Here is a 12,487-nt window from a genome sequence, read left to right as displayed (position 1 = left end):
CGTTTCCGGGGGGTTCGTGCGTTTCCAGGGGGACGTGCATTTCCAGGGGGAAGGTTCGAGGGGTCGTCCCGGGCGGGACGGCCCCTTTCTCATCGGGCCGGGTTCCGGCACCGCCGGGTTCCAGCACCCGGATAGCGCCTCTTCCACGTGAGGGCCTGTCATGAGCCGTCCCCTCACGAGAGGTGAGGGGACGGCGAACGGGCCAGAGAATCCCGGAATCCAGAGAACCCGGAACCCGGAGAGCCCAGAAGACAGGGTCAGGGGACGATGAACAGGCCGTCGCCCACGGTGCGCTCGCGGCCGTCGGAGGGGCGGTTGATGACCTTGTGGCGGATCACCATCGCGGTCGAGCCGCCGCCGTCGAAGTTGATGGCCTGCTTGGCGCCCAGCCAGCGCATGACCTGGGCGGCCTCCACCATGGAGGCGCCGACGGAGACGCCCGGGTTGCGGCCGTCGACCGTGACCAGGATCAGCCCGCCCGACTTGGTGACGCCGACCATCGTGCGCGGGTGGCGGCGGAGCATCATGTTGACCGAGGCGTGCCCGTCGGCCGCCGCCGTGATCCGGACGCGGCCGTTCCTGACCAGCCCGACACCGCCGCCCATCACGTAGGTCTGCGGGGTCAGGGGGATGGCCCGGCGGGTGCGGAGGTCGACGACCTTGTTGCTGACCTTCATCAGCCCGCCCTCGGCGGCGTGCTCGTACAGCCAGTCGGCGAAGACGCCGGTGCCGTGGAGCACGTAGTGGCCCTTGGGCACGGTGCCGCCGGCGGCGCGGGCGTTGACGATCCGGCCCCGGGCGTCGACCACGACCTCGGCGCCGCCGTCCGCGGCGGTCTTGGCGCCGAACTCCTCGGTGTAGAGCACGAGCTCCTCGGCGGCGGCGGCCCGGTTGATGCCCTTGACCTCCACCTTCGCACCGGTGGAGGAGACCGCGATGACCGTGGTCTGCAACTCGGTGATGCGGGCCTTGCGGCCGGTGATGACCAGACCGCTGCGACCGGGGACGGCCTCACTGAGGAGCTTGCCGCCCACCACCGACACGCCCACGGGGTCGCCCTGGAGCGCCTTGGGGGTGTGGATGTTGAAGAATCCCCCGTTGACCCCGGCGAGGGCCTTGACCTGCTTGGACATGGAGCTGGTGGTCTCGCGCTCGGCGACGCTGGTGCCGACGCTGGTCCGGTAGGAACCCCGGAAGGCCTTGGGGTCCACCATGACCACGCGCATGTCCCAGGGGCCGGTGGTCATGTCGCCGTCGTCACCGAGATAGTCGGTCTTGGCCCGGATGTCGAACTCCTTGAGCTCCTTGACCACCTTGTCGGCCTTGGCGCGCTGCTTGAACGTCCACAGTCCCACCCGGACCATGTAGCGCTCGACGGCGGGGGCGTCCGCCGCGGCGGGCTGCACGATCTTCAGCACGCTGGGGGTGAACCCGGCGGCCTCCACGGCCTCGGCCCTGGCCTGGGCGGTGGGCAACGGGCCGTTGTCGTGCCCGTTGGGCATCAGTACCGACACCGTCCACCCCTGCGTGGACTTGCCGTGCATCACGTTGAAAAGCTCGACACCGGGAGCCACCGTGCGCTGGTTCTTGGTCGGCATGCCGCGCTCACCGAGCGGGAACGCCGATCCCGGAAATCCGACACTCGCCTGCTCCGCCTCGGCCGGAATCGCCGTGAGCATGAGCGCCGTGACCGAAAGCCCGGCGGCAAGGCGTCGTGACATATGTATCTCTCCCCGTCAGTGGTCAAATCCGGTGGCCGAACGTCGGTGAACCATGCTGCCGGGATCCACCGATGAATGGGGGCGAAATGCAAGAAACGGCCTAACACATCGCCCAAAAACGAATCATCTTATCGGTTGTCCATTACGGCGTATCGGTACATGGCGGCAAATGACGGCGAGGACCAGGGAGGAAGGCGTCGAAAAGCAGGCGGAGAGTGCGATCCTGCAGGTCGGGTGACCAGTCACTGCGTTCGGCGGCGACGCAGGTCGCGCTGAGCAGTGCCAGGAGTTCCGGCATCCGGAGGTCCTCGCGGATCGCGCCGGACCGCTGGGCGCGGGTGAGCAGGCTCTCGATGGCGTGCCGCATGTCGCGCCGGACGTCCGACAGGCCGTCCTTCGGATCGACTCCGGCCTGGGCGAGCGCGTCGGCCAGGATCTTCTTCCGCTTGGCGCTGTCGACGACGAGGGTGAAGAACCGCAGGAAGGCCGCGCCGGGATCGGCCGCGGTGCGAAGCTCCTCGCCCTCGTCGATGAGCCGTCGCATGCGGTCGGCGATGATGGCCTGGTGGAGGGCCTCCCGGGTGGGGAAGTGCCGGTAGATCGTGCCGAGCCCGACCCCGGCCTCCTGGGCGATCGCCCGCATCGAGGCCGACAGCCCGTCACGGGCCAGGATCAGCTCCGCCGCCTCCAGTACGCGGGCCCGGTTGCGCAGGGCGTCGGCGCGCAGTGGCTTGGCATCGCCTGTCATGACGGGCCTTCCTTCGGATGACGAGCTCGCGGGCGGCAGGTCTGAGGGTAACGAGTGTTCGCCGGCGGCGACCCCCGGGGGCGTTGACAAGCGGAACAAGTGTTCCGTATGTTCCAAGCGGAACAAGTGTTCCGCTGAAAATCCGACCGGGAGGCATCACCGATGGACTATCCGACCCTGGGCCGCTCGGGTCTCAAGGTCTCCCGCGCCTGCCTGGGAGCGATGAACTTCGGCACCTCCGGAGGGGTGGCGAGCTGTGACGAGTCCGAGGCCGGGCGCATCGTGGACGCCTTCCTGGAGGCGGGGCACACTTTCTTCGACACCGCCGACGCCTACACCGGCGGCCGGTCCGAGGAGATCCTCGGCCGGGCCATCGGCCGCAGGCGGGATTCCGTCGTCCTCGCCACCAAGGCGTTCCTGCCGCAGGGGCCGGGACCCAACGACCGCGGGCTGTCACGGGCGCACCTGACCAGGGCGCTGGAGGCGAGCCTGCGCCGGCTCGGCACCGACTACATCGACCTCTACCAGTGCCACCAGTGGGACCACGGCACCCCGATCGAGGAGACCCTGGCCACTCTGGATGGTTTCGTCCGGGCCGGGAAGGTCCGCTACATCGGCTGCTCGAACTTCACCGCGAGCCAGATCGTGGAGTCCGCCTGGGCCGCCGAGCGCCTCGGCGTCACCGCGTTCACCAGTCTCCAGCCGCAGTACTCGCTGGTGGTCCGCGACGTCGAGGCCGAGATCCTGCCGGCCTGCGAGCGTCACGGTCTGGGCGCCATGGTCTGGTCGCCGCTGGCCGGCGGTGTGCTCACCGGCCGCTACGCCCGGGGCGTCGCCCCCGCAGCCGACAGCAGGATGGGACGGCTGATGGCCTCCCCGGCGCCGATGGCCCGGGCCTGGGCCGACGGCCTGCTGCACGAGCGGGCCCTCGGCATCGCCGACGAGGTCGGCAGGGTGGCGGCGGAGCTCGGCACCACCTCCACGGCCGTGGCCATCGCGTGGGTACGGCGGCGGCCCGGTGTCACCTCCGTCGTCATCGGGCCCCGTACGGTGGAACAGCTCCACGGCACCTTGGCGGGCTTCGCCCTCGACCTCCCGGCCGAGGCGGCCGAGCGGCTCGACGAGGTCTCCCGGTCCGCCGCGCTCACTCCCGTCAACGGGATGCCGCCGGGGAGCATCCGGGAGCGCGTCCGATCCTGAGCGCGCGGCGCCGGGATCCCGGCGGTGTTCTGGGACGTTCCAACAGGTCGTCAGGAGGAGCGGGGGACGTCCCGCCGGAAGGACTCCAGCGCCAGCAGGGCGACGTGCAGGGAGAGGCAGGACTCGACGTCGTCGAGATCGGTGTCGAGGATGCGCTCCAGGCGGCGGAGCCGGTCGTAGAAGGCGGGCCGGGACAGGTGGGCCTTCTGCGCGGCGACGGCCTTGTTGCGGCCGGCGTCGAGATAGATGCGCAGGATCCGGGTCAGGTCGCCGCCGCGCTGGGCGTCGTGGGCCAGCAGCGGGCTGAGCTCGCGCTCGGCGAAGGTCTGCAGCCGGGCGTCGTCGCGCAGCAGATGGAGCAGGCCGCGCAGGCGCAGGTCGGGCAGGCGGTAGAAGGCCCGGCCGTCGGGCTGCCGGACGGCGACGTCGGCGACCTGCTCGGCCTCCAGGAAGCTGCGCCGTACGTCGCGGACGGACTCGACCACCGAGCCGGCGGCGAGCACGAACGGGGTGGTGAAGGCGGCGCGCAGGCGCTCGGACAGGGTGCTCAGGGCAGGCTCGGCGAGGACCCGGGGAGGCAGGGGGAGCAGGACGCCGACGCGGTTCTGGTCCAGCGCGCCGACCAGGGCGGCCATCCGCGCCTCGCGGCAGGCGGCGGCGGTGGCGTCGGCCAGCTCGCCGAGCCTGGCGAGCTGCTCCTGGCTGTCGGGCTGACCGTCGGGCGAGTCGGCCAGGCGGAGCACCGCGCTGATCAGTTTGCGGCCGGTGAGCGGCACGCCGACCGCGCGGGCGCGGGCCGCCGCCTCGTCGGGATCGGCGTAGGCGTGGGTGAGGATGCCGGTGATGATCGTGCCGTGGGCCTGGCGCTCCAGCGACTCCTGGTGGCGCTCCAGCAGGCGGCCCAGGGCCAGCGTGGTCGCGGCGCGCTCGGCGAGGACGATGTCCCGGGGGCTGGGATCGGTGTCGCACAGCAGGATCAGCCGGCCCCAGTCCTGACCGCGGGCGCCGACCATGGTGACCAGCCAGCCGGAGGAGGCGTCGTAGGCGGTGCGCTGGCCGGGCGCCACCGCGCGTGATCGGGTCTCCCAGCTGGCCAGCAGCGTGCCGGTGTCCCTGCCGACCGTCTCGCAGGCGAGCACCTGGTGGGCGAGGTTCTCCAGCAGCACGGGGCGGCCGGACAGGCGCGCGACCTGGCTGAGGACCTCGGCCGGGGAGGCGCCCTCGACCGACAGCTCGGTGAAGACCTCGTGGAGCTGCTCGGAGGCGCGCAGCTCCTCCAGCTGCCGGTCGATGATCCGGGCGTGCACCGACTCGGTGATCTGCACGAACGGGGTCTCGCGGGCCAGCGTGACCAGCGGCAGGCCGTGCTCCTCGGCGGCGGTGACCACCGAGCGGGGCAGCTCCCTGACGAACTTGCGGCCCAGCTCCACGATCAGGCCGGACGCCCCGACGGAGGCCAGTTCGGCGATATAGCTCGCCAGCTTGTCGGGGTCGTCGGGCAGGGCGATGCCGGTGGTGAGCACCAGCTCGCCGCCGCGCAGCAGGTGGGCGATGTCGGTGACCTCGCCGACGTGGACCCAGCGCACCCGGGTGTCCAGCCGGTCGGCTCCCGCCACGACGCGGGGGTTGCCGCGGCGGACGGTGTCCAGGGCGAGGACGTCGGCGACGGTGGGGAGCACCCACCGAGAATAGCCGATCAAAGTGTATGTGTGATGGCCCGATGTCTTACATTATGTTCGCGGCGCCCGGTCGGTGTCCGAGGTGACGCCGGAGGCGGCATCCGAAGCGGTATCCGGGATGCCGGCACCCGCCCTGTCCCGGCACTCGGCCAGCCGTACCCGCAGCCCGTCCAGCAGGCAGGTCAGGCCGAAGTCGAAGGCGATCGCCCGGACGACGTCGGGGTCCTTCACCCGGTAGTCGTCGAAGCGTTCGAGTATGTCCGGGTGGTTCCGGGCGGCCTGGCGCACCGTCTTCATCATGGCCGCGTCCAGTTCCTCACCGCTCATCCCCGAATTGGCGAGGGTGGACCGCCAGGCGAGCTCGGGCCCGGTCCAGCCGAGGACGAAGGCCAGCAGCGTGGAGACCGCGTAGTCCAGCGGCGGGCTCGTGAAGCCCGCCCGCTCGAAGGCCCTCAGCATCAGGGAGGACATGCGCATCGCGTTGGGGCCGAGGGACGGCATGGTCCCGACGAGCGGGATCACCCACGGGTGCCCGACGAACGCCGCGCGCAGGCCGTACGCGAGGATCGAGGCCATGTCCTCCCAGCTGGTCACCTCCGGGTCGGGGAGGTCGACCTTGCCGTAGACCTCGTCCATGACGAGCTCCATCAGCTCGTCCTTGTGCGCGATGTGCCAGTAGAGGCTGGTGGCGCCGGAGCCGAGCTTGGCGCCCAGGCGGCGCATGCTCAGCGCGTCCACCCCCTCGGCGTCCAGGATCTCCATGGCCGCGCGCACGATCTGGTCGCGGCTCAGGCCGGGGCTCTTGGCGGGCCGGCCCTCGCGGGTCCACACCGAGCTGAAGGGCTCTTTCACGGTTCCAGCATAAATCCACTCGCACACTGTTCGATTTCCATCGTACGCTGTGCGAGTGACATCGAACACTGTACGAGTCGAATCGAACGATGTGCGAGACGAGCGGGATCCGCGGCGCTGGTGGATCCTCGGCGTCCTGTGCCTGAGCCTGCTGGTCCTGGTCGTGGACAACACCGTCCTGAACCTGGCCATCCCGTCCCTGATGACCGAACTCGGCGCGAGCCCCGCGGACATCCAGTGGATCATCGACGCCTACGTCCTGGTCTTCGCGGGACTCCTGCTCACCGCGGGCAGCCTCTCCGACCGGTACGGCCGCCGCCGCTTCCTGGTCATCGGCCTGGTGCTGTTCGGCGGGGCCTCGGCGCTGGCCCCGCTGGTCACCGAGCCGTGGCACCTGATCGCGGTGCGGGCGCTGATGGGCGTGGGCGGTTCCGTCCTCATGCCGAGCACCCTGTCGATCCTGGTCACCGTCTTCGACGACGGCGAGCGCCGCAAGGCCATCGCGGCGTGGAGCGCGGTGGCGATGGTCGGCGTGATCGCCGGGCCCACCCTGGGCGGCTTCCTGCTGGACCACTACGGGTGGTCCTCCGTCTTCCTGATCAACGTGCCCGTCGCGCTCGTGGCCATCGCGGCGGCGATCCTGCTGATGCCCGAGTCGCGCGGCCCGGGCCGGCGGCTCGACCCGATCGGCGTCCTGCTGTCCGTGGCGGGCATGAGCGCGCTGGTCTTCGTGGTCATCTCCGTCCCCGCCGAGGGCTGGACCGCTCCCTCCGTGCTGGCCGCCGCGGCCCTGGCCGTGCTGGCGCTGGGCGCCTTCGTGCTCTGGGAGCGCCGCGCCGAACACCCGATGCTGCCGCTGGAGCTCTTCCGCGACCGCAACTTCAGCGGCGCCTCGTTCTCCATCGTGCTGCTGTCGTTCGGCACCGGCGCGCTGCTGCTGATGCTCACCCAGTACCTGCAGTTCGTGCTGGGCTACGACCCGATGAAGGCCGGGCTCGCGCTGCTGCCGTACGCGGTGGCGGCCGCGCTGTTCAACGCGGTCGGCGCGGGCCTGGGGCAGAAGGTGAGCAACCGCACGCTCATGGCCGCGGGTCTGGGCGTCATGGCGATCGGTTTCGGGGTGCTCGCCCTCATGACGGCCGAGAGCGGGTACGGCATGCTGATCACCGGCCTCATGGTCATGGGGATCGGCGGCGGTCTCGCGGGACCTGCGGCCTACACGACGCTGATGGGTGCGGTCCCGCCGGCGCACGCGGGCGTCGGCTCGGCGCTCAACGACACCGTCCAGCAGGTCGGCATGGCGCTGAGCGTCGCGGTGCTCGGCAGCGTGCTCGCCGGGGTCTACACCTCCTCGATGCCCGCGGACGCGCCCGCAGCCGCCCGCGACTCGATCGCCGGGGCGGCGCAACTGGGCGACCCGGCCGTGATGGAGACCGCCGACCGGGCGTTCGTCTCGGCCATGTCGTTCGGCTCCTGGGTCGGCGTCGCCTTCTGCCTGGCCGCCGTGGCCCTGGCGCTGGCGGTGATCCGTCCCCTGCCGAAGCCCCCCGCGGCCGCGGAGCCCGGCCTCGCCGAGGCGGGGCGCCCGGCCGGTTCCTGAAGGGCGCCGGATTCCCGGAGATCGGGTACGGCCCGCGCCGCCTCCACGGGGACGCGGGCCGTACCGGAGCGGGACGCGGGCCGTACGGGAACAGGGTGTGGACCGTAAGGGAACGGCACGTCACAGGGTTGACATCATGACGGGTTCGGGGTCTTTTCCCCGACACTCTGGCGGTAGGACCGGAGGTGTCGAACCGGGATACTCAATGCATGTCGGACCTTCTTGCGCGCCACCGGGCGGTCATGCCCAACTGGGTGGCCCTCTACTACAACGAGCCCATCGAGATCGTCGGCGGCAAGGGCAACCGGGTCGTCGACGCCTCGGGCAAGAGCTACCTGGACTTCTTCGCGGGCATCCTGACCAACATGATCGGGTACGACGTGCCCGAGGTGCGCGAGGCCGTCGAGCGGCAGATCGCCACCGGTGTCGTGCACACCTCCACCGTCTATCTCCTGCGCGGCCAGATCGAGCTGGCCGAGAAGATCGCCGAGCTCTCCGGGATCGAGAACGCGAAGGTGTTCTTCACCAACTCCGGGACCGAGGCCAACGAGACGGCCCTGCTGCTGACCACCTACGCGCGCAAGACCGACCAGGTGCTGGCCATGCGGCAGAGCTACCACGGCCGCAGCTTCGGCGCGCTCGGCGTGACCAGCAACCGCTCCTGGAAGAACAACTCGCTCTCGCCGCTGAACGTGCACTTCCTGCACGGTGCCGACCGGCACCTGTCGCAGTTCCGCGGGATGTCGGACGCCGACTACATCAAGGTCTGCGTCGAGGACCTGCGCCACGTGCTGTCCACCGCGGTCGGCGGCGACGTCGCCGCACTGATCGCCGAGCCGATCCAGGGCGTGGGCGGGTTCACCATGGCGCCCGACGGCCTGTTCGCCGCCTACAAGGAGGTCCTGGACGAGCAGGGCATCCTGTTCATCTCCGACGAGGTGCAGACCGGCTGGGGCCGTACCGGCTCGGCCTTCTTCGGCATCGGCAACCACGGCGTCACGCCGGACATGATGACCTTCGCCAAGGGCCTGGGCAACGGCTTCGCGGTCGGCGGCGTCGTGGCGCGGGGCGACCTGATGGACGGCCTGCACGCCACCGGCCTGGCCACCTTCGGCGGCAACCCGATCTCCATGGCCGCCGCCAACGCCACCCTGGACTACGTGCTCAGCCACGACCTGCAGGCCAACGCGGCCCGCACCGGCACGCTGATCATCGACGGGCTCCGCGAGGCCGCGACCCGCCTGCCGGTCGTCGGCGACGTGCGCGGCAAGGGCCTGATGTTCGCCGTCGAGCTGGTCGACCCCGCCACCGGCGCGCCCTCGCCGGCGCTGGCGGCCCGGTTCATGGAGGAGACGAAGAAGGCCGGCCTGCTCGCCGGCAAGGGCGGCCTGCACGGCAACGTGCTGCGCATGGCGCCGCCGCTCACGCTGACGACCGAGGAGGCCGCCGAGGGCCTGGGCATCATCGTCAACGCGCTCGAAGTCCTCAACGCCGAAGTCGCCGCCTGACAGGCGCCGAGGAGTACACATCGTGAAGAACGTCACCCACTGGATCAACGGAACCCCCGTCGCGGGGCAGGACCGCACCGCTGAGATCTTCAACCCGGCGACGGGGGAGGTCGGCGGGAGGGTCCACCTGGCCTCGGCCGCAGAGGTGGACGCAGCCGTGGCCGCCGCCGTGGCCGCCTGGCCCGCTTGGCGGGACGCCTCGCTGGTCAAGCGGGCGCAGGTGCTGTTCCGCTTCCGCGAGCTGCTGGTCGCCCACCGCGACGAGCTCGCCGCGCTGATCAGCTCCGAGCACGGCAAGGTCCACTCCGACGCGCTGGGCGAGGTCGCCCGCGGCCTGGAGGTCGTGGAGTTCGCCTGCGGCATCCCGCACCTGCTCAAGGGCGGTTTCTCCGAGGGCGTCTCCACCCGGGTGGACTCCTACTCGATCCGCCAGCCGCTGGGCGTGGTGGCCGGGATCACCCCGTTCAACTTCCCCGCCATGGTCCCGATGTGGATGTTCCCCGTCGCGATCGCCTGCGGCAACGCCTTCATCCTCAAGCCGTCCGAGCGGGACCCCTCGGCCTCGCTGCTGATGGCCCGGCTCTGGAAGGAGGCGGGGCTGCCCGACGGGATCTTCAACGTCGTCCAGGGCGACAAGGAGGCCGTGGACCGGCTGCTGGAGCACCCGGACGTCAGGGCGGTCTCGTTCGTCGGCTCGACCCCCATCGCCAAGTACGTGTACGAGACCGGCACCTCGCACGGCAAGCGGGTCCAGGCGCTGGGCGGGGCCAAGAACCACATGCTGGTGCTGCCCGACGCCGATCTCGACCTGGTCGCGGACTCGGCCGTCTCGGCGGGCTTCGGCTCGGCGGGGGAGCGCTGCATGGCGATCTCCGTCGTGCTGGCGGTGGACCCGGTCGGCGACGAGCTCGTCAGCAAGATCGTCGAGCGGGTGGAGAAGCTCGTCGTCGGCCCCGGCGACGATCCGAAGTCCGAGATGGGCCCGCTGGTCACCGGCGCCCACCGCGACAAGGTCGCCTCCTACCTCGACCTCGACGAGGGTTTCAAGATCGTCGTAGACGGGCGTGCCACCCCGGTCCTGGGCGGCACCACGGCGGCCGAGACCCCCGGCTTCTGGCTCGGGCCCACCGTGCTCGACCACGTCCGCCCCGGCTCGCAGGTGCACACCGAGGAGATCTTCGGCCCGGTGCTGTCGGTCGTGCGGGTCTCCTCCTACGAGGAGGGCCTGGCGCTGATCAACGGCGGCGAGTACGGCAACGGCACCGCGATCTTCACCAACGACGGCGGCGCCGCCCGGCGCTTCCAGAACGAGGTGGAGGTCGGCATGGTCGGCATCAACGTGCCGATCCCGGTGCCGATGGCCTTCTACAGCTTCGGCGGCTGGAAGGCCTCCCTGTTCGGGGACACCCACGTGCACGGGACCGAGGGGGTGCACTTCTACACCCGGGGCAAGGTCGTCACCTCGCGCTGGCTCGACCCGAGCCACGGCGGGGTCAACCTCGGGTTCCCCACGAACAAGTAGGCCCCACGAACAAGTAGGCCCCACGAACAAGTAGGCCCCACCAACAAGTAGGCCCGGGAGCGGGCCGGCCCCGCGGTGCGGGGAGGCGGCCCGCGGTTCCCCGCACCGCGGGCCGCCTCCGGTGCCGCGGGGCCGGCCCGCTCCGCCCGCCGGGCCGCCGAAAGGCCGGTAGGCTCCGGGAGGCGGATGTCGGCGGAGGTGTTCCGAGGGGGTTTGCGTGCGCAGGAACAGGCTCGGTCGTGCGCGGCTGGCGGCGGTTGCGGGAGCGGGCGTCCTCGCCCTCGCGGCCTGCACCGCTGCGGGGGCCGATAGCGCCGGGCCCGTACCCGGCGCGAGTGCGACCCCGGGCGCGGGGACGAGCGCGAGCCCGGTCCTGAGCGCGGGCGCGAACGCCGGGACGAGCCCGGGTCCCGCGGCGAGCCCGTCCTCCAGCGCGAGCCCGGGCCTGACCGCGACTGCGAACTCGACTGCGAACTCGACTGCGAACTCGACGGCGAGCCCGACCGCGAGCCCGGCCGTGAGTCCCACCCCCTCGGCGTCCATCGGCGCCTCCGAGGGCACGTTGCGGGTGCTCACCTTCGTCGGTCACGTCGAGTACGGCGGGATGAGCTCCAGGGCCAACTGGGTGGCGCCCTTCGAGAGCGAGACCGGATGCCGGGTCGCGACGCTCGACCGGGTCACCACGAGCGAGGAGATGGCGGCCAAGTTCGCCGCGAACGCCTACGACGTCGTCTCGCCCTCCCCGGAGCTGGCCGGGCTGCTGACGGCCCGGGGGAGCGTGGCGCCGGTCGACACCTCCCTCATCGAGGGCTACGGGGACATCCCGGAGAGGCTGCGCGAGCTTCCCGCCCTGCGGCGGGGCGATCGGGTCTACGGCATCCCGTACCTGTGGGGGATCAACCGGATCATCGGCCCGCGAGACGGCGACGACGGCCCCGCGGGCCTCTACGCGACGGGCCCGGCGGCGATCAGGAACAGCCCGCTGAGCATCGCCGACGCCGCGCTGGTGCTCAAGAGGACCCAGCCGGCCCTGGGGATCGGCGACCCGTTCCGGCTCACCCCGGCCCAGCTCGACGCCGCGGAGAAACTGCTGGCCGCCCAGGACGGGCCCGGCCGGATCTACTGGAGCGACCCCGTCGAGGTGATCAGGGCCGTGGCCGGCGGCTCGGTGCGCCTGGCCCAGGCGTGGCCGTACCACGAGGACCTCTTTGAGCGCGCGGGCCGGCCGGTGCGCGCGGTCGAGGCGGCGGAGACGACCGGCTGGGCCGACTCCTGGATGCTCGCCGCCGAGCCCGCCAGCCCGAACTGCGCCTACAAGTGGCTCAACTGGGTCGTCTCGGAGCGGACGCAGCAGCGGGCCTCGGCCTGGACGGGGCTGGCTCCGGCGAATCCGGAGGGCTGCACCGGCCATGCCCGTCCCATCTGCGACCGCCACCACCTGGGGGACGACAAGTGGCTCGACCGCGTCTTCTTCGCCGTTCGCCCGTCACGGGATTGCGGGGGACAAGATGGGGAATGCACTGATTACGACGACTGGGTGAACCGCTGGAAGAAGCTGGTGAGCTAGCCGGCGACCCCCGGTCCGGACGTGAGAGCTGCGGGCGCGTCCGTCCCCCCGCTGGACGTCGCCTGCCGGGGCGCTTCGGGCGCTCCCCCG

9 protein-coding genes are annotated in these 12,487 nt (G+C 71.4%); 5 read left to right on the top strand and 4 right to left on the bottom strand.

What is annotated here, in order from left to right; translation table 11 throughout:
- Positions 1 to 257: 257 nt before the first annotated feature.
- Both Pta02_RS04290 and Pta02_RS04285 read right to left on the bottom strand, forming a co-directional pair.
- A complete protein-coding gene (locus Pta02_RS04290; RefSeq protein ID WP_203873315.1) occupies positions 258 to 1,721 on the bottom strand; it encodes a phosphodiester glycosidase family protein in 1,464 nt (487 codons plus the stop codon).
- Positions 1,722 to 1,863: 142 nt separating this feature from the next.
- Positions 1,864 to 2,469, bottom strand: coding sequence for a TetR/AcrR family transcriptional regulator (locus Pta02_RS04285; RefSeq protein WP_203873314.1), 606 nt, complete (start codon positions 2,467 to 2,469; stop codon positions 1,864 to 1,866).
- 162 nt (positions 2,470 to 2,631) lie between these two features.
- Here Pta02_RS04285 and Pta02_RS04280 point away from each other — a divergent pair, with 162 nt between their 5' ends.
- Positions 2,632 to 3,669 carry an aldo/keto reductase gene (locus Pta02_RS04280; RefSeq protein ID WP_203873313.1) on the top strand — a complete coding sequence of 346 codons (1,038 nt, stop codon included), beginning with the start codon at positions 2,632 to 2,634 and terminating at the stop codon, positions 3,667 to 3,669.
- Between the two features lie 50 nt (positions 3,670 to 3,719).
- Here Pta02_RS04280 and Pta02_RS04275 read toward each other — a convergent pair whose 3' ends face one another.
- Both Pta02_RS04275 and Pta02_RS04270 read right to left on the bottom strand, forming a co-directional pair.
- The gene (locus Pta02_RS04275; protein ID WP_203873312.1) at positions 3,720 to 5,348 is read right to left on the bottom strand and encodes a PucR family transcriptional regulator; all 1,629 of its coding nucleotides are present in this window, start codon (positions 5,346 to 5,348) and stop codon (positions 3,720 to 3,722) included.
- Positions 5,349 to 5,399: 51 nt separating this feature from the next.
- Positions 5,400 to 6,200: a TetR/AcrR family transcriptional regulator C-terminal domain-containing protein gene (locus Pta02_RS04270; protein ID WP_239129502.1), complete on the bottom strand. Its 801-nt coding sequence runs from the start codon at positions 6,198 to 6,200 to the stop codon at positions 5,400 to 5,402.
- Positions 6,201 to 6,291: 91 nt separating this feature from the next.
- Between Pta02_RS04270 and Pta02_RS04265 the strand changes: the two genes are divergently transcribed.
- The 4 genes from Pta02_RS04265 to Pta02_RS04250 all read left to right on the top strand — a co-directional run bounded on the left by Pta02_RS04265 (position 6,292) and on the right by Pta02_RS04250 (position 12,397).
- A complete protein-coding gene (locus Pta02_RS04265; protein WP_239129500.1) occupies positions 6,292 to 7,800 on the top strand; it encodes an MFS transporter in 1,509 nt (502 codons plus the stop codon).
- 209 nt (positions 7,801 to 8,009) lie between these two features.
- Complete coding sequence (locus Pta02_RS04260) at positions 8,010 to 9,308, top strand: aspartate aminotransferase family protein (protein WP_203873309.1); 1,299 nt, start codon at positions 8,010 to 8,012, stop codon at positions 9,306 to 9,308.
- A 19-nt stretch (positions 9,309 to 9,327) separates the two neighbouring features.
- Positions 9,328 to 10,830 (top strand): CoA-acylating methylmalonate-semialdehyde dehydrogenase, encoded by a 1,503-nt coding sequence (locus Pta02_RS04255; RefSeq protein WP_275423555.1) that lies wholly within the window; start codon positions 9,328 to 9,330, stop codon positions 10,828 to 10,830.
- A gap of 517 nt (positions 10,831 to 11,347) precedes the next feature.
- Entirely contained in the window at positions 11,348 to 12,397 is a 1,050-nt protein-coding gene (locus tag Pta02_RS04250) for a type 2 periplasmic-binding domain-containing protein (protein WP_203873307.1), read from the top strand.
- The last annotated feature ends 90 nt before the right edge of the window (positions 12,398 to 12,487 follow it).

This window comes from Paraplanobispora takensis (assembly GCF_016863195.1).
Classification (GTDB): Bacteria; Actinomycetota; Actinomycetes; order Streptosporangiales; family Streptosporangiaceae; genus Planobispora; species Planobispora takensis.
The sequence above is the reverse complement of the archived record's forward strand: the minus strand, read 5'-3'. Positions and strand labels throughout refer to the sequence as shown.